At 69.3% G+C, this 18676-nt stretch carries 19 protein-coding genes and 1 tRNA gene; 15 read left to right on the top strand and 5 right to left on the bottom strand.

The window, feature by feature from the left end:
- Positions 1 to 17 precede the first annotated feature (17 nt).
- A complete protein-coding gene (locus ABTU82_RS03365; protein WP_116646113.1) occupies positions 18 to 488 on the top strand; it encodes an SIP domain-containing protein in 471 nt (156 codons plus the stop codon).
- Positions 489 to 589: 101 nt separating this feature from the next.
- On the opposite strand, the gene ABTU82_RS03360 is transcribed toward ABTU82_RS03365, so the two are convergent.
- From ABTU82_RS03360 to ABTU82_RS03350, 3 genes are all read right to left on the bottom strand, one after another.
- Positions 590 to 1045 (bottom strand): Fe-S oxidoreductase, encoded by a 456-nt coding sequence (locus tag ABTU82_RS03360; RefSeq protein WP_116646114.1) that lies wholly within the window; start codon positions 1043 to 1045, stop codon positions 590 to 592.
- On the bottom strand, positions 1042 to 1857 hold the full coding sequence (locus ABTU82_RS03355) for an arginase family protein (protein WP_407171725.1): 816 nt from the start codon (positions 1855 to 1857) through the stop codon (positions 1042 to 1044). Before ABTU82_RS03355 ends, ABTU82_RS03360 begins: the two co-directional genes overlap by 4 nt.
- A 90-nt stretch (positions 1858 to 1947) precedes the next feature.
- The gene (locus ABTU82_RS03350; protein WP_116646116.1) at positions 1948 to 3423 is read right to left on the bottom strand and encodes a sugar porter family MFS transporter; all 1476 of its coding nucleotides are present in this window, start codon (positions 3421 to 3423) and stop codon (positions 1948 to 1950) included.
- Positions 3424 to 3490: 67 nt separating this feature from the next.
- Here ABTU82_RS03350 and rsmA point away from each other — a divergent pair, with 67 nt between their 5' ends.
- Together rsmA and ABTU82_RS03340 are read left to right on the top strand one after the other, a co-directional pair.
- Entirely contained in the window at positions 3491 to 4339 is an 849-nt protein-coding gene (rsmA, locus tag ABTU82_RS03345) for a 16S rRNA (adenine(1518)-N(6)/adenine(1519)-N(6))-dimethyltransferase RsmA (RefSeq protein ID WP_116646117.1), read from the top strand.
- Positions 4340 to 4443: 104 nt separating this feature from the next.
- Entirely contained in the window at positions 4444 to 5373 is a 930-nt protein-coding gene (locus ABTU82_RS03340) for a phosphodiesterase (protein WP_116646118.1), read from the top strand.
- On the opposite strand, the gene ABTU82_RS03335 is transcribed toward ABTU82_RS03340, so the two are convergent.
- The gene (locus ABTU82_RS03335; RefSeq protein ID WP_116646119.1) at positions 5327 to 6922 is read right to left on the bottom strand and encodes a stealth conserved region 3 domain-containing protein; all 1596 of its coding nucleotides are present in this window, start codon (positions 6920 to 6922) and stop codon (positions 5327 to 5329) included. The genes ABTU82_RS03340 and ABTU82_RS03335 overlap by 47 nt on opposite strands.
- Positions 6923 to 7054: 132 nt before the next feature.
- Between ABTU82_RS03335 and ABTU82_RS03330 the strand changes: the two genes are divergently transcribed.
- The 8 genes from ABTU82_RS03330 to ABTU82_RS03295 all read left to right on the top strand — a co-directional run bounded on the left by ABTU82_RS03330 (position 7055) and on the right by ABTU82_RS03295 (position 14779).
- Positions 7055 to 8122, top strand: a complete 1068-nt coding sequence (locus ABTU82_RS03330; protein ID WP_116646120.1) for an aldo/keto reductase — start codon at positions 7055 to 7057, stop codon at positions 8120 to 8122.
- Entirely contained in the window at positions 8119 to 9048 is a 930-nt protein-coding gene (locus tag ABTU82_RS03325) for a 4-(cytidine 5'-diphospho)-2-C-methyl-D-erythritol kinase (protein WP_116646763.1), read from the top strand. The genes ABTU82_RS03330 and ABTU82_RS03325 overlap by 4 nt, the downstream gene beginning before the upstream one ends.
- A 129-nt stretch (positions 9049 to 9177) precedes the next feature.
- A complete protein-coding gene (locus ABTU82_RS03320) occupies positions 9178 to 9480 on the top strand; it encodes a DUF427 domain-containing protein (RefSeq protein ID WP_116646121.1) in 303 nt (100 codons plus the stop codon).
- A gap of 10 nt (positions 9481 to 9490) precedes the next feature.
- Positions 9491 to 10315 carry an ABC transporter ATP-binding protein gene (locus ABTU82_RS03315; protein ID WP_116646122.1) on the top strand — a complete coding sequence of 275 codons (825 nt, stop codon included), beginning with the start codon at positions 9491 to 9493 and terminating at the stop codon, positions 10313 to 10315.
- Positions 10312 to 10995, top strand: a complete 684-nt coding sequence (locus tag ABTU82_RS03310) for an ABC transporter permease (protein ID WP_116646123.1) — start codon at positions 10312 to 10314, stop codon at positions 10993 to 10995. The genes ABTU82_RS03315 and ABTU82_RS03310 overlap by 4 nt, the downstream gene beginning before the upstream one ends.
- The gene (locus ABTU82_RS03305) at positions 10992 to 11756 is read left to right on the top strand and encodes an ABC transporter permease (protein ID WP_116646124.1); all 765 of its coding nucleotides are present in this window, start codon (positions 10992 to 10994) and stop codon (positions 11754 to 11756) included. Before ABTU82_RS03310 ends, ABTU82_RS03305 begins: the two co-directional genes overlap by 4 nt.
- 44 nt (positions 11757 to 11800) lie before the next feature.
- Positions 11801 to 12718 carry an ABC transporter substrate-binding protein gene (locus tag ABTU82_RS03300; protein ID WP_407171717.1) on the top strand — a complete coding sequence of 306 codons (918 nt, stop codon included), beginning with the start codon at positions 11801 to 11803 and terminating at the stop codon, positions 12716 to 12718.
- Between the two features lie 252 nt (positions 12719 to 12970).
- Positions 12971 to 14779: an ABC-F family ATP-binding cassette domain-containing protein gene (locus ABTU82_RS03295; protein ID WP_407171716.1), complete on the top strand. Its 1809-nt coding sequence runs from the start codon at positions 12971 to 12973 to the stop codon at positions 14777 to 14779.
- A gap of 9 nt (positions 14780 to 14788) precedes the next feature.
- Here ABTU82_RS03295 and ABTU82_RS03290 read toward each other — a convergent pair whose 3' ends face one another.
- Complete coding sequence (locus tag ABTU82_RS03290) at positions 14789 to 15286, bottom strand: MarR family winged helix-turn-helix transcriptional regulator (protein ID WP_116646127.1); 498 nt, start codon at positions 15284 to 15286, stop codon at positions 14789 to 14791.
- Positions 15287 to 15512: 226 nt separating this feature from the next.
- Between ABTU82_RS03290 and ABTU82_RS03285 the strand changes: the two genes are divergently transcribed.
- The 4 genes from ABTU82_RS03285 to ABTU82_RS03270 all read left to right on the top strand — a co-directional run bounded on the left by ABTU82_RS03285 (position 15513) and on the right by ABTU82_RS03270 (position 18669).
- A tRNA-Gln gene (locus tag ABTU82_RS03285) sits at positions 15513 to 15584 on the top strand.
- A 1-nt stretch (position 15585) separates the two neighbouring features.
- Positions 15586 to 17034: a bifunctional UDP-N-acetylglucosamine diphosphorylase/glucosamine-1-phosphate N-acetyltransferase GlmU gene (gene glmU, locus ABTU82_RS03280; RefSeq protein WP_116646129.1), complete on the top strand. Its 1449-nt coding sequence runs from the start codon at positions 15586 to 15588 to the stop codon at positions 17032 to 17034.
- The gene (locus ABTU82_RS03275; protein ID WP_121149028.1) at positions 17024 to 18058 is read left to right on the top strand and encodes a ribose-phosphate diphosphokinase; all 1035 of its coding nucleotides are present in this window, start codon (positions 17024 to 17026) and stop codon (positions 18056 to 18058) included. Before glmU ends, ABTU82_RS03275 begins: the two co-directional genes overlap by 11 nt.
- A gap of 119 nt (positions 18059 to 18177) precedes the next feature.
- Positions 18178 to 18669, top strand: coding sequence for a hypothetical protein (locus tag ABTU82_RS03270; protein WP_407171713.1), 492 nt, complete (start codon positions 18178 to 18180; stop codon positions 18667 to 18669).
- The last annotated feature ends 7 nt before the right edge of the window (positions 18670 to 18676 follow it).

The following is an 18676-nucleotide window of genomic DNA, read 5'->3' as shown; positions in this document are numbered from 1 at the left end:
CGTATAGTGAGAGGGTCATGGGTACCCAGAACGAGCACAACGAGACCGTCTGCCGGTCGTCGCGTCACACGCGCGTGCAGCACCTCATCACGGCCGACGAGTCGTCGCTGGTCGAGCTCGAGACGCTGCTCGTGACGCTCCCGATCTGTTCGACGGGTCGCGTGTTCATCGAGGTGCCCGACGCGTCGTGGATCGGCCCCCTCCGTGCCCCCGCCCGCATGACGGTCACCTGGCTCGACCGTTCGCGTCGCGCCGGCGCGCCCGGCACCGCCCGTTCGTGCACCCCCGGTGAGGCACTGACCCGCGCCGTGACGGGGTGGGCGGGCGAGATGCTCTGCGACGCCGAGTCCGCAGCCCACACGCGGGTCTTCCTGCTCGGCGGATACCTGGGGACGGCCGACATCGTCGACGAGCTGACCTCGGCATACGCCGTCGATGCCTCCACGATCCACACCCCCGAGCGGTTCGGACTCGCGACCGCCCGCTGACGCCCGCTCGCAACCCCCGCTGATACGCACTTTCGGGCGAGACACACCGCCAGGCGGTGGGTCTCAGCCGATGCGTGTGTTTCGCCGGGAGGCGCCCCGCATCACGCGTCGCGAGGGACGTAGTTGCCGTCGACCAGGCCGGCCTCGATCTCGAAGCGGTTGCGCAACGGATCGCGCCCGGCGAAGGCGTACAGGAACGGCATGAGCATGCCGTAGTGCCGCCACTGCCGCTGATGCACGGCCTCATGGCGCAGTATTGCGGGGGTCACTCGCGCGGATCCGGTGAGGAAGCATCCGCCCACGCAGACGCCGCCGCGCCCGTAGGTCCAGGCGGGCATCCCGCGGAAGACCCAGAGATCGCCGTGGCGCTCGACGCGCCCGGTGCTCCAGATCGTGCCCCAGATCCACCCTGTGGCCGTGCCGTAGAGATAGCCCAGCCGGCTCAGAGGGGAGTCGAGGAGGAACGACGGAATCCACCGATCGAGTCGGCGACCGCGCTCGACGGCGCGCTCGGCGCGTTGCTCCCACCCGTCGGGCGGCGTGGCGACCGGGCTCACGCGAGCGCCCCGACGATGCGGAGGATCGTGCCGAGGTCGTCGACGGCGGCGTCCGGCGAGGAGGGCGAGAACTCGGTCAGGGATGCGCCGGCGAGCGGCATCCGGGCCCGCAACGCGCGGATCGAACCGATGAGGTCAGCGGTCGCCACCCCGAAGGGCTCCGCGAGGCCGATTCCGGTGATCTCCGCGGGATCCAGCACGTCGAGGTCGACGTGCACGTAGACACGCGCGGCGCCGGTCGCCTCGACCGCGTCGGCGAGAGCGTCGTGGTTGGACAGGTCGGTGGGCGTCAGCATCCGGATCTCCGACCCGGCGACGTAGAGCTCCTCTTCGAGGTCGAGGGAGCGCGTGCCGGCCAGCACGACGCGCGACGGCGTGACGAGCCCGGCCTCGACGGTCATGCCGTCGGGACCGTCGCCCAGGATGCTGCGCAGGACCATGCCGTGGAAGGCCCCCGACGCCGACGTCTCGGGGTTGTGGGCGTCGGCGTGCGCGTCGAGCCAGACGACGGCGAGATCGTCGCCGGCGACGGCCGAGACCGAGCCGAGCGTGACACCGCAGTCGCCGCCGACGACGACGACGGTCTCGGTGGCCTCTCTCACCGCCTCTTCGACCTGGGTGCGAACGCGATGCAGCGCGCTCAGCCGGTGCACGCCCGAGCCGAGCGCGTCACCGGCTTCGAGGGGGATGTCGAGCCGCGTCGTGGCGCTGCGCGGCAGATCTCCGGCGATGGCGTCCGCCCCGTCGACGAGCTGCATCGCGCGCGACGACGACGAACCCTGCCACTGGGGAACCACGACGAACCTGGTCATGCGTCCATCCTGCCTGTGCGGGCCCGGGCGGGCCCTTCTTCAGGGACGGAGCCTCGGCACGGTGTCCATCCTGCCGCAGGTCGCGGGGGTTCAGCCCTTCGCGTCGGAAGCGGCCTTCCTCTTGGCGTTCTTCTCGGTGAACAGCGTCTCGGACTGCTCCAGCGCCATGCCCTTCGTCTCGGGGATCTTGATCGCGACGTACACGAACGACAGGGCGGCGAACAGCGCGTACATGCCGTAGGTCAGCGGGAGGGACCATTCCGACATGACGGGGAACGTCACGGTGATGAGGAAGTTGGCGACCCACTGCGCGGCGGCGGCGACGCCGAGCGCCTTGCCGCGGATGCGGCTCGGGAAGATCTCGCCGAGCAGCACCCACACCAGCGGACCCCACGATGCGCCGAATCCGACGACGAACAGGTTCGCGGCGACCAGCGCGATCGGGCCCCACGCCCCGGGGAGGCTCACTTCGCCGTCCACGGTCTCGGCGAAGGCGAAGGCCAGCGCCATCGTGCCGAGCGACAGCGCCATGAGCGTGGATCCGGTGAGGAGGATGGGCTTGCGTCCGACGCGGTCGACCAGCCAGATCGCGATCAGGGTCACCACGACGTTCGTCACCGAGGTGATCACGCTGATGAGCAGCGAGTTGCTCTCGCCGAAGCCGACCGCCTGCCAGAGAGTGGTCGAGTAGTAGAAGATCACGTTGATGCCGACGAACTGCTGGAAGACCGAGAGGATGATGCCGGTCCACACGATGCCCTGCAGCCCCAGCACCGGTCCGCGCAGCGACGCGTTCGCGTTCTTGCGGTCGGTCTCGATGGCCTGCGCGATCTCGTTCACCGACTTGTCGAGGTCGGCGGGCGGCACGAGGCGCGCGAAGATCGCGCGGGCCTCGTCGGCGCGGTCCTTCGACAGCAGGTAGCGCGGCGACTCGGGCATGACGAACGCCAGCGCGCCGTACACGGCCGCGGGGACGACGCCGATGAGGAACATCCACCGCCAGGCCTCCAGGCCCCACCACAGCTGCTCCGAGGCCCCACCCGCGGAGGTGGCGAGCACCGCATCGCTCAGCAGCGCGGCGAAGATGCCGAGCGTGATCGCGAGCTGCTGGAGCGAGGCCAGCGCGCCGCGGATCTGCCGCGGTGCGATCTCGGCGATGTACGCGGGAGCGACCACCGAGGCGATGCCGATGCCGATGCCGCCGATCACGCGCCAGAGGATCAGGTCGGGCACGCTGAAGGTGAGCGCCGATCCGACAGAGGAGACGAGGAACATGATCGCGCCGAGCTTCATCACGCGCAGCCGGCCCCAGCGGTCGGAGAGGTTGCCGGCGATGATGGCGCCGAGCGCGCAGCCGAGCAGCGCGATGGCGACCACGAACCCCTTGAGGAACTCGCCCAGGGCGAAGTTCTCTTGGATCGAGTCGACGGCGCCGTTGATCACCGAGGAGTCGAACCCGAAAAGGAACCCGCCGACGGCGGCAGCGATCGAGAGGGCGGCTGCGCGTCGACCGAACGGGCTCTTCATCGAGAACGCGTTCGCGGGAATGGTGCCGGTTGATGTCATGGCCGTCACCGTACTCCTCGCCGGGAGACAAGACGAAGGCTTGCGCGCGAGGTCGTAGGGTAAAAGGATGCCTGTAACCCTGCTCGGGGCGACCGAGATCCGCCGACTGGCGGCGGAGCTCGACGTCACCCCGACCAAGAAGCTCGGGCAGAACTTCGTCGTCGATGCGAACAGCGTCAGACGCATCGTGCAGGTCGCGGGCGTGACCGCCAGCGACCGTGTCGTCGAGATCGGCCCGGGTCTCGGTTCGCTCACCCTCGCCATCCTCGAAACCGGCGCGACGGTGACGGCGGTCGAGATCGACCACCGCCTCGCCGCTCGCCTCGCCGAAACGGCCGCTGCACACGGCGTCCCCGCCGGCGCGTTGACCGTCGTCGACGCCGACGCGTTGAGAGTGACGGAGCTTCCGGGCGACCCCGAGGTGCTCGTGGCGAACCTGCCCTACAACGTCTCGGTGCCCGTGCTGCTGCATTTCCTCGAGACCTTCCCGGCGCTGCAGCGCGGTGTCGTGATGGTGCAGGCCGAGGTGGGGGAGCGCATGGCCGCGGGCCCCGGCTCGAAGATCTACGGCGCGCCCAGCGTCAAGGCGGCCTGGTACGGATCGTGGCGGCTCGCCGGAAACGTGTCTCGACAGGTGTTCTGGCCGGTGCCCAACGTCGACTCCGTGCTCGTCGCCTTCACCCTCGACTCCGAGACGCGTGGCACGGAGGAGGAACGCCGCCGCACCTTCGCGATCGTGGATGCGGCGTTCCAGCAGCGACGCAAGATGCTGCGGCAGGCCCTCGCGGGCGTCGTCGGCACGACGGCCGCCGAAGCATCCGCCCTGCTCGAGAGCGCCGGCGTCGCGCCGACGGCTCGCGGCGAGGAGCTCGGCGTCGAGGACTACCTCCGCATCGCCCGCATCAGCGTTTCATGACGTGTCCACCCGACGTTCACGAAACATGTCTGTAACATTTCCCTCGTTCTGCCACGATGATCGCCCGGCAGCCGGACTTCCGGCTCCACGGCACGAGGAGACACATGCGGTATGCGGAGTACCCCAAACCCGAGCGGGTACTGCTCCACCTGAGTGACACTCACCTGCGCGCGCACGGCGCCCCGCTGTACGACAGCGTCGATTCCGAGGCCTATCTCGCCCGTGCGCTCGCCGCGATCTCGGCCTCGGGCGTGCAGCCCGACGCGCTGATCTTCACCGGCGATCTCGCCGACCACGGCGAGGACGACGCCTACGACCGGATCGCCGCCCTGGTCGAGCCGCTCGCCGCGTCGCTCGACGCGCGTGTGATCTGGGTCATGGGCAACCACGACGATCGCGCCGCCTTCCGCGCGCGGCTCCTACCGGGCGATGCGGCCGGCGACGCGCCCGTCGACCGGGTCGACGAGCTCGACGGCCTGCGCGTCATCACGCTCGACACCACCGTTCCGGGGCATCACCACGGCGAGGTGACCGACGCACAGCTGCGCTGGCTCGCCGGCGAGCTCTCGACGCCGGCGCCCCTCGGCACGATCCTGGCCCTGCACCACCCGCCCGTTCCGAGCGTGCTCGAGCTCGCAGCATCCGTCGAACTGCGCGATCAGCGTCGCCTGGGCGACGTGCTGCGCGGCAGCGACGTGCGTGCCATCATCGGCGGCCACCTGCACTACTCCACGTTCGCGACGTTCGCGGGCATCCCGGTGTCGGTCGCTTCGGCCACCTGCTACACGCAGGACCTCACCGTGCCGGTCGGCGGAACGCGCCCCCACGACGGCGCACAGGGGTTCAACCTCATCCACGTCTACGACGACACCGTGGTGCACTCGGTCGTTCCGCTCGACACCGCGGCACCGCTGCAGTTCGTGGATGCTGCGGAGTCGCTCGCGAGACTGCGTGCCGCGGGCATCGAGACGCCCGCGGCTCGCGCGCTCACACCATCGACGCCGCCGACGGCTCCGATGACGTCGATCCGCTGAGTTCGGCGGAGGCGACATCGGCGCGCTCCCACGGCGCGCGCACCGGGAAATAGCGCTCGAGGCACGAGCGCAGCGCCTTGACCCGCATCTCTTCGGGGATCTCCGGTTCGCTGCCGTCGTTGAGGCAGAACATGTCGGTGTCGCGCCGCTCGATCAGGCGCTCCATCCTGCGGAGCGAATCGAGCTTCGTGGTCTGTATGTAGCGCACCCTCGGCTCGGTCGTCACGACCGCCCGCCCGGTGAACAGCGAGTAGTAGTGGTACAGGCTGTTCGTCACCGAGACATCGGTGGCCGAACGGAATCGGCTGCCCGCCGTGCGGGCGTAGTCGTCGGCGAAGGTGCGCTCGAGTTCTGCGGCGATGGATCGGCGCATCGGGACGGCGCTGTGCTCGAGGTCGTGGGTGATCACGCGCCCGAAGCGTTCGCGCAGCAGCGCACGGTTCACCCGCAGCGCGTTGTCGTGGCCCGAGCGCTCCGGGGCTGACGCCCCACTGCCGATGCGGATGCCGCTCTCGACGAACCGGCTGACGCCCGATCCGCTGAAGAACAGCTCCGGCGAGACGGGGCGACCGAAGAACATGTCGTCGTTGCTGTAGAGGAAGTGCTCTGCGAGCCCCTCGATGCGGTGCAGCTGCGCTTCGACCGCATGCGAGTTGTGAGTGGGGAGCGTCGACGGGTCGGCGAAGAACTCCTCGCTCCGCACGATCGTCACGTTCGGGTGGTCGTCGAGCCACGCCGGCCGCGGGGAGTCGGTCGCGATGAAGATGCGCCGCACCCAGGGTGCGTACATGTGCACGCTGCGCAGCGCATAGCGGAGCTCGTCGATCTGGCGGTACCGCGCGGGGGCGTCGTCGCCGTCGCCGACCACGTACCCCTGCATGCGGGCGGCTCGCTGGCGCTGGAACTCCGAGTCGGTGCCGTCCACCCACGAGAAGACCATGTCGACGTCTTCGGTGAACTCGTTCGCGTGGGGCTCGAACATGCCCTCCACGGTGCGCCAGCGACGACCGTGGCGTTCGACCTCGACGAAGGACAGGTCGGAGGCGGCCATCACGCGTCGGGTGAGGGCGTTGGGACGCGGGGCTTCGACCAGCGTGTCGCCGAATCGCCAGAACTCGAGGTGCGGCGCCAGGGCGGAACCGTAGCGGAACGCGCCGTCGACGGAGGCGCGGGGGCGGAAGACGGCCATCGCCGAGACGGCGTCGGTCGCGAGCGTCGCGGTGTGCACGGGTGTGGGGTCTTCACCCGACGTCTTGAGGTAGAGCGGTTCGTCCGCTGCGGCCAGGCGCAGCGCCGAGAGCGCGGCTGCAGCATCCGCCAGATCCACGACGATCTTCGGGCGGCGGTTGGTGTCGCGCACGAGCAGGATGTCGATCGACGCGGACTCCAGCGCTGCGGCGATGTAGAGAAGGTCGGCGTCGCGAGCTTCGGCCGGAGCGGTGTCGTCTCCGACGAGATGCAGGATGCCGTCGGAGAGGCGGACGTCGTCGCGCGAGAGGATGCGGCGAAGCGGATCGGTCTCGGCCGGCAGCGGTGTGATTCGGGGCAACGAGGCTCCTTGAAGGGCAGGATGTGGCGCGCTTCGCGAGCGCGAAGGTGTACTAAAGGTAAACACACCGTGTTGCGCCCGCATTTCACAACGGCTTCCTTCGGGGGCGGGGTCGCGCGCTAGGGTCGAAGAGTGAGTGATTCCGACCGTTTCGGCGCCGAAGTTCGAGACCTGCACCGGCCGTACGCCGCCCGGGCCGAACGGTACTCGGGAGTCGAGTACCGCCAGGTCGGAACGAGCGGGCTGTACCTGCCGCCGATCTCGCTCGGGCTGTGGTGGAACTTCGGTGACAACATCCCGTTCGATCAGCAGCGCGCGCTTCTTCGTCACGCCTTCGACCGGGGCATCACGCACTTCGACCTCGCCAACAACTACGGACCGCCCTACGGCTCGGCCGAGACGAACTTCGGCCGCATGATGCGAGAAGACCTCGCGCCCTACCGCGACGAGCTGATCATCTCGTCCAAGGCGGGGTACGACATGTGGCCCGGGCCCTACGGGAACTACGGCTCGCGCAAGTACCTGATCGCCAGCGCCGATGCCTCGCTGAAGCGGATGGGGCTCGACTACGTCGACGTGTTCTACTCGCACCGGGTCGACCCGGTCACGCCGATCGAGGAGACCATCGGGGCGCTCGACACCCTCGTCCGCGACGGCAAGGCCCTCTACGTCGGCATCTCGTCCTACAGTGCCGAGCTCACGGCCGAGGCCGTTGCCGTCGCGCGCTCGATGGGCACGCCCCTCGTGATCCACCAGCCGTCGTACTCCATCGTGAACCGGTGGGTGGAGGACGGCCTGACCGGCGTCCTGCGTCAGGAGCAGATGGGCGCGATCGCGTTCACCCCGCTCGCGCAGGGGCTCCTGACCGACAAGTACCTCGGCGACGGACGGGCCACCCGTGCTCAGAAGCGGTCGTCGCTGCCGGAGGCGGCGCTGCCGCATCGCACGGTGTCGGCGCTGCGCACCCTGAACCTCATCGCCAAGGAGCGCGGGCAGACGCTCGCCCAGATGGCGATCCAGTGGGTGCTGCGCGACCCGGTGGTCGCCTCCGCTCTCATCGGCGCTTCCCGTGTCGAGCAGCTCGACGACAACATCGCCGCTCTCGACGGCCCCGCGTTCGACTCCGAGGAGCTCGAGCGCATCGACGCCATCTCTGACATCGTCGGCGCCGATCCGTGGGCGGATTCGGCGAAGCAGTGACTCTCGCGTCGTCGTCCGAGCGCGTGCACGTGCGCGCGCCGGGAAAGATCAACGTCTTCCTCGAGGTCGGCGACGTGCAGGACGACGGGTACCACGACGTCGCCACGGCCTACCAGGCCGTCTCGCTGTACGAAGATCTCTGGGCGAGTGATGCCGACGAGATCACGGCCCACGTCTCGGGGACCGTCGCGATCGGCGACGTGCCGGTCGACGACCGCAACCTCGCGGTCCGGGCGGCGCGACTGCTCGCCGGGGCCGCCGGGGTCGATCGCGGCGTGCACCTCGAGATCCGCAAGTCGGTTCCGGTCGCCGGCGGTATGGGCGGCGGATCGGCGGATGCTGCGGCCGCCCTGGTCGCGTGCGATGCGCTCTGGGGCACCGGGCTGTCCACCGCGGAGCTTGCCCGTCTGGGCGCGCGGCTCGGGGCGGACGTGCCGTTCGCGCTCCTCGGGGGCACCGCGATCGGGACGGGCCGCGGCGACGAGCTGAGCCCCGCACTCGCGCGCGGACGGTTCGACTGGGTGCTGGTGGTCAGCGACGAGGGGATGTCGACCCCCGTCGTCTACGGCGAGCTGGACGCCCACCGTGCGCGCCACCTCGTCGACATCGGTCCCGCACCGAGGCAGCCGCGCGTCGACCCCGACGTGCTGCACGCGCTGCGCCAGGGCGACGCGGGCATGCTCGCCGCGGCGCTCCGCAACGACCTGCAGGCACCGGCGCTGCTTCTGCGCCCCGACCTCGGCGCAGCACTCGAGACGGGGGAGAAGGCCGGGGCGTTGGCCGGCATCGTGTCGGGTTCGGGCCCTACCCTGGCGTTCCTCGCCGCCGACGACGCATCCGCGCTCGATCTCCAGATCACCCTCAGCGCTGCCGGCTTCTCCGCGCTCCACGTGCACGGACCCGTCTCGGGCGCGCGCGTCGTCTGACGCGATCACATAACACGTCGGCGTCATACGCGGCAATCTCGGTCGAGACCGAGCCGGGCGTCGGTAGCCTCGGGTACCGTGGCGGGATCGCACGGGTTTCCGTGCCCTGCGGAGCTCCGAGGAGGACTCATGAAGGCTGTGCTCGACGGTGTCGTGATCGCTGAGGCGGATCGCGAAGATCTGATCTCGATCGAAGGCAACTGGTACTTCCCGCCCGCCAGCATCCGCGAGGGTGCGCTGACGAAGACCCCCACCCCCTACACGTGCCCCTGGAAGGGTGCGGCGCAGTACTGGAGCATCGCGCTCGACGGCGCCGAGCTCACCGACGGGGCGTGGTCGTATCCCGACCTGCTGCCCGGCGCGGTGGAGAAGGCCGGCGGCGACTTCGCGGGCTTCGTGGCGTTCGACCGGAAGGTATCGGTCCAGGACTGAGGCGGTCGACATGATCGAGTTCACGAACGTCTCGAAGGAATTCCCCGACGGCACGCGCGCGGTGGGCGACTTCGACCTCGTTCTGCCGTCGCGCAAGACGACCGTCTTCGTCGGATCTTCGGGATGCGGCAAGACCACTCTGTTGCGCATGATCAACCGCATGGTCGAGCCCACCGCCGGCACCATCTCGATCGACGGCGAGAACATCGCCGACCGCTCGCCGGTGGAGTTGCGTCGCAGCATCGGTTACGTCATGCAGAACTCCGGTCTGCTGCCGCACTTCACCGTCGCCGACAACATCGCAACGGTGCCGGTGCTGCAGGGACAGTCGCGCAAAGCCGCCCGCACCCGGGCTCTCGAGCTGATGGAGACGGTCGGGTTGGAGCCCTCCATGGCCGACCGTTACCCGAGTCAGCTCTCGGGCGGTCAGCAGCAGCGCGTCGGAGTGGCGCGCGGACTCGCCGCCGATCCCAACATCCTCCTCATGGACGAGCCGTTCGGGGCCGTCGACCCGATCGTGCGGGCCGAGCTGCAAGAAGAACTGCTTCGACTGCAGCGCGACATCGGCAAGACGATCGTGTTCGTCACCCACGACATCGACGAGGCGTTCCTGCTCGGCGATCAGGTCGTCATCCTCGAGAAGGGCGCCAAGGTCGCCCAGCTCGGCACGCCGACGGAGATCATCCAGAACCCGGCCAACGACTTCGTCGCCAGCTTCGTCGGAACGGAGCGCGGCAAGCGGGCGCTGCACATCGAGACGACGGCGAACGGGTCGTTCCTCGTCGACGGTGAAGGACGCACGCAAGGTGCGCTCGTGGACGGACCCACCGGGTGAGCTGGGTTCTCGACAACCTCGGTCTCATCGGCGGCCTGACGCTCGACCATCTGCGTCAGAGCGTCATCCCGCTGGTGATCGGGTTCGTCGTCTCGGTGCCGCTCGGATGGGTGGCGTGGCGTTACCGTCTCGTGCGCAGCGGTGTCATCACGATCACGGGTCTGCTCTACACGATCCCGTCGCTCGCGCTGCTCATCCTGCTGCCGTCCGTCCTGGGCTACAGCATCGTCAGCGAGACCAACCTCATCGTGGCCCTCGCGATCTATGCGGTCGCGATCCTCGTGCGCTCCGTCGCAGACGGTCTCGACTCCGTCGACCCCGGCGTGCGCCAGGCATCGACCGCCATCGGGTACGGCACGTTCCGCCGCTTCTGGGCGGTCGACTTCCCGCTCGCGGGTCCGGTCATCCTCGCGGGCCTGCGCGTCGCCGCGGCGAGCACCATCTCGCTCGCGACGGTGGGCATCCTCGTCGGCGTGATCAACCTCGGCTACCTGTTCACGAACGGTCTGCAGCGCCGGATCATCCCCGAGGTGCTGGCCGGGGTCGTGGTGGTGGTGCTGCTCGCGCTGCTCGTCGACTTCGTGCTCGTCGTGGCCGGTCGACTGCTCATGCCGTGGACGCGGGCGACGTCGGTTCGCCGTGCGCGCCGCGCCCCGATCGGTGCGGAGGCGACAGCATGAACCTCTTCATCGACGCCTTCGCGTGGATCTTCTCGCCCGACCGTCTGTCCGGCGACCTCCCGCTGCAGCTCGCCCTCTTCCAGCAGCTGGCCTACACCTTCGTCTCGGTCGTCATCGCGGCCCTCATCGCGGTGCCCGTCGGTTGGGCCATCGGCCACACCGGGCGCGGTCGCGAGGTGGCGGTCGCGATCTCGGGCGCCGCGCGCGCCATCCCCTCGTTCGGTCTGCTGATCCTCCTCGTGCTGCTCCTCGGCGTGCTGCGCAAGCCCGAGGCCGCGGTGATCACCTTCGTCATCCTGGCCATCCCGTCGATCCTCGCCGGTGCCTACACGGGTCTCGAGGCGATCGATCGACGGGTCGTCGACGCCGGGCGGGCGATGGGAATGACCGAGTGGCAGATCCTGTGGCGCATCGAGGTGCCGCTCGGACTACCCCTGCTCGTCGGCGGGCTGCGGGCCGGAACGCTGCAGGTGGTCGCCACCGTGGCGATCGCCGCGTACATCGGTCTGGGAGGACTCGGGCAGTACATCATCAGTGGTCTGCAGCTGCGCCAGCTCGACGTGATCATCGGCGGTGCCATCCTCGTCGCCGTTCTCGCCCTGGTGCTCGATGCGCTGTTCGCGATCGTCCAGCACCTGGTCGTGCCGCGCGGCATTCGCGCCGGTGCCGTCGCTGCCGGTTCGGAAGGCCGCAAGAAGACCTCGCGCACCGCAATCGAAGAACGACCGGTGAGCGTCACGACGGCTGACGCCGCCCGTTAGACGCCCTCGGGAACACGAACCCCACCAAGGAAAAGAGAGATCACATGTTCACAGCACGAACTCGAAAGGGCCTCGTCGGCACAGCCGTCGGCGCGGCGGCGCTCCTCGCCCTGGCCGGCTGCTCGTCCAGCAGCCCGCTTGATTCCGGTGCGTCGGCCGGCGACGGCGGATCCGACGGTCCCATCGTCGTCGGCTCGCAGGCCTACCCCTCGAACGAGATCATCGCCGAGATCTACGCCCAGGCTCTCGAGGCCGCCGGCTTCGAGGTCACGACCCAGTTCAGCATCGGACAGCGCGACGCCTATATCCCGCTGCTCGAAGACGGCTCGGTCAACCTGTTCCCCGAGTACTCCGGCAACCTGCTGCAGTACTTCGACGACGCGACGACCGCGCGCACGTCCGACGAGGTCTACGCGGCGCTCCCCGACGCGCTGCCCGAGGGCCTGAAGGTTCTCGACCAGTCGGCGGCGACCGACCAGGACTCCTACACGGTCACGGCCGCTTTCGCCCAGGAGAACGACCTCACCACGATCGCCGACCTGGCGAACGTCACGGTCCCGCTGACGCTCGGTGGCAACGCCGAGCTGGCGGAGCGTCCCTACGGTCCGACCGGTCTGAAGGACACCTACGGCGTGGACGTCTCGTTCACCCCGACCGGTGACACCACCGTCGAGGATCTCCTCGCCGGCACCGTCAACATCGCGAACGTCTACACGGCCGATCCGCGCATCGAGACCGACGACCTCGTCGTGCTGGAAGACCCCGAGGGCCTGTTCCTCGCCTCGAACATCGTGCCCGTCGTGAGCGCCGACTTCCCGGCAGACGCAGCCGACGTCATCAACAAGATCAGCGCGGCGCTGACTCCCGAGGGCCTCGTCACGCTGAACGTGCAGAACACGGTCGACCAGCGTTCGGCGAGCGACATCGCGGCCGACTGGCTGAAGGAGAACGGCCTGGCCTGACCAGCATCCGTTCCCCGAGGGCCGTCCGGCATCCGCCGGGCGGCCCTCGTCGCGTCACCGGGCAGCATCCGATCAACACGTTCGCGCTAGGATCCTCACTCCAATGCCGCCGCAAGATGTTGATTCGGGCAAAGGTGGGTGGAACGGGCGGAGCGGTGTCGCGGTCCGTGACACCGCGCAGCCCGCACCGTTATCACGCCGCCACCCGCGCACACCATCCGCACACCCGCGACCCCGTAGCCTGGAGGCAATATGGCGCATCTTCTCGGGGCCGAGTCCCTGCATCTCGAGTACCCGACCAAAGTCGTTTTCGACTCCGTGACCGTGGGGGTGTCGGAGGGCGATCGCATCGGCATCGTCGGCCGCAACGGCGACGGTAAGTCCAGCCTCCTGGGCATGCTGGCGGGCCTGCGTCAACCCGACTCCGGACGCGTCACGGTCCGCAGCGGCGTCACGGTGGGCGTGTTGCACCAGGCCGATGAGCTCGACGATGACGACACCGTCTCGAACGCTGTCGTCGATGGGCGCGCGGAGCACGAGTGGGCGGGCGACGCGCGCACGCGCGACGTGATCGCCGGCCTCCTGTCCGACGTCCCCTGGGAGGCGCGCATCGGAACGCTCTCGGGCGGTCAGCGCCGCCGAGTCGCGCTCGCGCGGCTGCTCTCGGGAGACTGGGACATCCTCTTCCTCGACGAGCCGACGAACCACCTCGACGTCGAGGCGATCACCTGGCTTGCCGCACACGTGAAGCGCCGGTGGGCGGCGAGTTCGGGGGCCCTTCTGGTCGTGACGCACGACCGGTGGTTCCTCGACGAGGTGAGCACCGTGACGTGGGAGGTGCACGACCGCATCGTCGAGGCCTTCGAGGGTGGATACGCGGCTTACATCCTGCAGCGTGTGGAACGCGATCGGCAGTCGGCGACGATCGAGGCGCGTCGTCAAAACCTCGCCAAGAAAGAACTCGCGTGGCTGCGCCGCGGCGCGCCCGCGCGATCGACCAAGCCCAAGTTCCGCATCGACGCGGCGAACGAACTCATCGCGGATGTGCCCGAGATCCGCGATCGCATCGCGCTGCAGTCGCTGGCGACGTCACGACTGGGCAAAGACGTCGTCGACCTGATCGACGTGGCCGTGAGCTACCCCTCGACGGGCTCAGAGCAGGCGCGCCAGGTCTTCGACGACGTCACGTGGCTGATCGCCCCGGGGGAGCGCACCGGCATCCTGGGCGTCAACGGCGCCGGCAAGTCGACTCTCCTCGGCCTCGTGGACGGATCGATCCAGCCCACCGAGGGCCGCGTCAAGCGCGGCAAGACCGTGCATGTCGCGACGCTGACGCAGCGCCTCGACGAGCTCGAGCAGCACCTCAAGGATCCCGTGCGCGTGGTGATCTCCCGGTTGCGCACGTCGTACACGTTCGGCACCGGCTCGAAAGCGCAGGAACTCTCACCCGGACAGCTGCTCGAGCAGCTCGGTTTCTCCAGCGCGCAGCTCTCCACCCCGGTGAAGGATCTCTCGGGCGGACAGAAGCGGCGCCTGCAGCTGCTGCTGATCCTGCTCGATCAGCCGAACGTGCTGATCCTCGACGAGCCCACGAACGACCTCGACACCGACATGCTCGCGGCGATGGAGGATCTCCTCGACTCGTGGCCGGGCACCCTGCTGGTGGTCTCGCACGACCGGTACTTCCTCGAGCGCGTCACCGATCAGCAGTACGCGATCCTCGGCGGCAAGCTCCGGCACCTGCCCGGGGGTGTCGATCAGTACCTGAAGCTCCGCGCGGCGGGCGAGGGCGACGCATCCGGTCGTGCTGCCACGGCCCAGCCGTCGGCCTCGTCTCTCGCCGGAGCCGAGCTGCGCGCGGCGCAGAAAGAGGTCTCGTCGATCGAGCGACGCATCGTGAAGCTCGACGCCCAGGTGTCGACGGCGCGCACGGCGCTGGCCGAGTGGGATCCGTCCGACTACGAGGGGCTCGGGGCCGAGATGGCGAAGATCACCGCTCTCGAAGCCGAACGCGACGAACTGGAAGTCCGCTGGTTAGAGCTGAGCGAGGCGCTGGGCTGAGCCGCGGCGTCAGGAGTCGAAGCCGAGGCTGAGCTTGCGCAGCAGCCCGGCCAGGCGGTCTCGATCGCCGCGCGAGAGCGCACCGAGCAGCACCGCCTCGGCGTCGACGAGGCGCGTGATCGCCGCGTCGACGCGCGTTCGTCCGTCGGCGGTGAGGGTGACCAGGATGCTGCGTCCGTCGCCGGGGTCCGACTCCCGCCGCACGAGCCGCCGCCCGACCAGGCGGTCGATACGGTTCGTCATGGTGCCGCTGGAGACGAGGGTCTGCTGGAGCAGCTGCTTCGGGCTCAGCTGGAACGGCTCGCCCGCCCGGCGGAGTGCCGACAGCACGTCCCACTCCCACGACTCGAGGTCGCTGCGGCGGAACGCCTCCTTGCGCGCCCGGTCGAGGTGGCGGGAGAGCCGGTCGACGCGGGAGAGCACTTCCAGGGGCGAGAAGTCGAGATCGGGGCGTTGGCGCACCCAGGCGTCGACGATGCGGTCCACCTCGTCGCTGTGCTGGGTCATCGCACCATTATGTCGAGCCGCGCCCCGGCCCTGTCGACGAGGGCGTCTTCGCCTGTCGCCGTGTGCGGGTGCGACCCGCCGAGTGCGACAGGCGAGCGTCGACGACGAAGCTCCGCCGTCACGGATGCGGCGGTCGACCCGCCCTTCGCGACGGGGAAGCGGGGCGGAGACGACGGCACGCGCATGGCAGACTTGTCGGGCGCCGACAGCCCCGAGGCGGGCGCGGTCCGCCGTGGTGTAATGGCAGCACGACAGCCTTTGGAGCTGTTAGGTCTAGGTTCGAATCCTGGCGGCGGAGCATGAACGAAACGAGCGAACTCGCCATCGTGATCCTGGCCGCAGGCCAAGGAACGCGCATGCGCTCCACCCTGCCGAAGGTGCTGCACGCGGTGGGCGGTCGTCCGCTCGTCGGGCACGTGCTCGACACGGCCGGGGCCTTGAACCCCACGCGCGTCATCGTCGTGGTGCGCCACGAGCGCGATCTCGTCGCCGACACCGTGCTCGGTCTCGCTCCCGGCGTCGTCATCGTCGATCAGGACGAGATCCCCGGAACGGGACGCGCGGTGCAGGTCGCCCTCGCCGAGCTCGGCGACTTCGACGGCGATGTGCTCGTCCTCAGTGCCGACGTGCCGCTGCTGGAGTCGTCGACGCTCTCCGACCTGCTCGACACCCACCGCGCTCAGCGGGCGGCGGCGACCCTACTGAGCGCACGACTGGACGATCCCACCGGTTACGGCCGCATCATCCGCGGAGCCGGCGGCGGCGTCGAGCGCATCGTGGAGCAGAAGGATGCGACGGCCGACGAAGCATCCGTCACCGAGATCAACGTCGGTGTCTACGTCTTCCAGGCGCCGTCACTGCGTACTCACCTCGAGCTGGTGGGCACGGCGAACGCGCAGGGCGAGAAGTACCTGACCGACGTCGTTCGACTCCTCCGCGACTCCCGCCACACGGTGGCTGCCGCCGACGCTCCCGACGCCTCGACCGCGCTCGGGGTGAACGATCGCGTGCAGCTCTCGGAGGCTGCGCGCATCCTCAACGCGCGAACGGTGCGGCACTGGCAGCTCGAGGGCGTCACGATCCTCGACCCGGCAACGACCTGGATCGACGTCACCGCGACGCTCGCCCCCGACGTCACCGTGCTGCCGAACACCCACATCCTGCGCTCCACGACCGTGGGCCGGGGCGCTCTGATCGGTCCCGACACGAGCCTCGTCGACTGCGAGGTGGGGGAGGACGCGACGGTCACCCGCACCGATGCCACGCTCGCCGTGATCGGAGCGAAGGCGACCGTGGGTCCGTTCGCCTACCTCCGACCGAACACGGTGCTGGGTGCCAAGGGCAAGATCGGCACGTTCGTGGAGACGAAGAACTCCACGATCGGTGAGGGCAGCAAGGTGCCGCACCTGTCGTACATCGGCGACACCACCATCGGCGAGCGGGTGAACCTCGGAGCCGGCGCGATCACGGCGAACTACGACGACGTGACCAAGCACCGCACCGAGATCGGCGACGAGGTGCACACCGGCTCGCACAACGTCTTCGTCGCGCCCGTTAGGATCGGAGACGGCGCGAAGACCGGCGCGGGAGCCGTCGTCCGCAAGGATGTTCCTCCCGGCGCCCTGGCACTCAGCGTGGCCCCCCAGCGCAACATCGAGGGGTGGGTCGACAAGAACCGATCGGGCACCGGAGCGGCAGCCGCCGCGGCACGCGCCCGGTCTGCACAGGAAGCCGGCGATGGCTCGTAAGAAGAAGACCGTAGACCTCGACCGCGAGAACGACATCGCCCCGGGCTTGGTCGCCAAGACCAAGAAGCGGCTCGTGGTCGCGACGGGTCGTTCGCACCCCGACCTCGCGCACCAGGTCGCGCAGCAGCTCGGCACCGAGCTCGCGCCCACCGAGCACCGCACCTTCGCGTCGGGCGAGATCTACACCCGGTTCGAGGTCTCGATCCGCGGCTGCGACGTGTTCGTGATCCAGTCGTTCGGCCCCCCGGTCAACGAGTGGCTGATGGAACTGCTCATCATGCTCGATGCGCTCAAGCGCGCGTCGGCGAAGCGCATCACCGTCGTCGCCCCCTACTTCCCGTACTCGCGGCAGGACAAGAAGGGCCGTGGCCGCGAGCCCATCAGCGCCCGCCTCGTCGCCGACCTGCTGAAGACGGCCGGCGCTGACCGCGTGATGAGCGTCGACCTGCACGCCGCGCAGATCCAGGGCTTCTTCGACGGGCCGGTCGACCACCTCTTCGCCAAGCCCGTGCTGCTCGAACACTTCCAGGCGAACCTGAGCCCCGAAGACCGCGAGACGCTGACCGTCGTGTCTCCCGACATGGGCCGCGTGCGCGTCGCCGACACCTGGTCGGACAGCCTCAACGCTCCGCTGGCGATCATCCACAAGCGCCGCGACCCGAAGGTCGCCAACCAGGTCACGGTGCGCGAGATCGTCGGTGAGGTCGACGGCCGCACCTGCCTCCTCGTCGACGACATGATCGACACGGGCGGCACGATCGCGAAGGCGGCGCAGGCGCTGAAAGACGCGGGCGCGCGCAAGGTCATCGTCGCGGCGACCCACGCGATCTTCAGCGATCCGGCTCGTGAGCGGCTGCAGCATCCCGCCATCGACCAGGTCGTCGTGACCGACACGGTTCCCATCCCGGAGGAGAAGCGTTTCCCGTCGCTCATCGTGCTGCCGATCGCGCCCCTTCTCGCCCGCGCCGTGCGCGAGGTCTTCGAGGACGGTTCGGTCACGAGCATGTTCGGCGGCGAGGCGTAAACCCTTCCACAGTGCGCGCATAAGGTGAACCGTCACGCTGATGGTCTCGTGTCACCTGAGTGACGATCCTGCTCGGTAGAGCAGCAGGATCGCGAGGCACTGCTGAAGGAGCACCCCCCATGATCCGCACCACCGCCGTACCCCGCCCCGTCCGAGCCGGAGGCGCCCTCGTCGGCGTCCTCGGCATGGTCGCCCTCGCCGGATGCGCCGGCACCACGACGCCCGCCGCTGACGCCGAAGAGACGACGCCCGCGACCACCGCTCCCTCGTCCTCGACCGCAACCGGCACCGACACGGGGTCGATCGTCGGCAGCGCCTACACCGACGGGACCTACACGGCCGAGGGGTCGTACTCGACCCCGGAGTCGGTCGAGACCGTCGAGGTGACGATCACGCTCGAGAGCGACGTCGTCACGGCCGTCGAGGTGACCGGCGACCCGCAGGCCGCCGAGTCGAAGCGGTACCAGTCGGAGTTCATCGGGGGCATCTCCGACGAGGTCGTGGGCAAGCTGGTCGACGACGTCTCGGTCAGCCGTGTCGCGGGGTCGTCGCTCACCAGCGGCGGGTTCACCAAGGCTCTCCAGACGATCAAGTCCGAAGCCGCAGCCTGACCGGCGT

Source organism: Microbacterium deferens (genome assembly GCF_045517775.1).
Classification (GTDB): domain Bacteria; phylum Actinomycetota; class Actinomycetes; order Actinomycetales; family Microbacteriaceae; genus Microbacterium.
This window is presented reverse-complemented; position numbering and strand designations above follow the sequence as displayed.

What these genes read in the sequence shown, in the direction of transcription:
- ABTU82_RS03295 (WP_407171716.1), top strand. Translation starts at nt 12,971, where the DNA reads ATGGCGCATCTTCTCGGGGCCGAGTCCCTGCATCTCGAGTACCCGACC.
- ABTU82_RS03275 (WP_121149028.1), top strand. Translation starts at nt 17,024, where the DNA reads ATGGCTCGTAAGAAGAAGACCGTAGACCTCGACCGCGAGAACGACATC.
- ABTU82_RS03355 (WP_407171725.1), bottom strand. Translation starts at nt 1,857, where the DNA reads ATGACCAGGTTCGTCGTGGTTCCCCAGTGGCAGGGTTCGTCGTCGTCG.
- glmU (WP_116646129.1), top strand. Translation starts at nt 15,586, where the DNA reads ATGAACGAAACGAGCGAACTCGCCATCGTGATCCTGGCCGCAGGCCAA.
- ABTU82_RS03340 (WP_116646118.1), top strand. Translation starts at nt 4,444, where the DNA reads ATGCGGTATGCGGAGTACCCCAAACCCGAGCGGGTACTGCTCCACCTG.
- ABTU82_RS03290 (WP_116646127.1), bottom strand. Translation starts at nt 15,286, where the DNA reads ATGACCCAGCACAGCGACGAGGTGGACCGCATCGTCGACGCCTGGGTG.
- rsmA (WP_116646117.1), top strand. Translation starts at nt 3,491, where the DNA reads ATGCCTGTAACCCTGCTCGGGGCGACCGAGATCCGCCGACTGGCGGCG.
- ABTU82_RS03300 (WP_407171717.1), top strand. Translation starts at nt 11,801, where the DNA reads ATGTTCACAGCACGAACTCGAAAGGGCCTCGTCGGCACAGCCGTCGGC.
- ABTU82_RS03305 (WP_116646124.1), top strand. Translation starts at nt 10,992, where the DNA reads ATGAACCTCTTCATCGACGCCTTCGCGTGGATCTTCTCGCCCGACCGT.
- ABTU82_RS03320 (WP_116646121.1), top strand. Translation starts at nt 9,178, where the DNA reads ATGAAGGCTGTGCTCGACGGTGTCGTGATCGCTGAGGCGGATCGCGAA.
- ABTU82_RS03270 (WP_407171713.1), top strand. Translation starts at nt 18,178, where the DNA reads ATGATCCGCACCACCGCCGTACCCCGCCCCGTCCGAGCCGGAGGCGCC.
- ABTU82_RS03315 (WP_116646122.1), top strand. Translation starts at nt 9,491, where the DNA reads ATGATCGAGTTCACGAACGTCTCGAAGGAATTCCCCGACGGCACGCGC.
- ABTU82_RS03365 (WP_116646113.1), top strand. Translation starts at nt 18, where the DNA reads ATGGGTACCCAGAACGAGCACAACGAGACCGTCTGCCGGTCGTCGCGT.
- ABTU82_RS03350 (WP_116646116.1), bottom strand. Translation starts at nt 3,423, where the DNA reads ATGACATCAACCGGCACCATTCCCGCGAACGCGTTCTCGATGAAGAGC.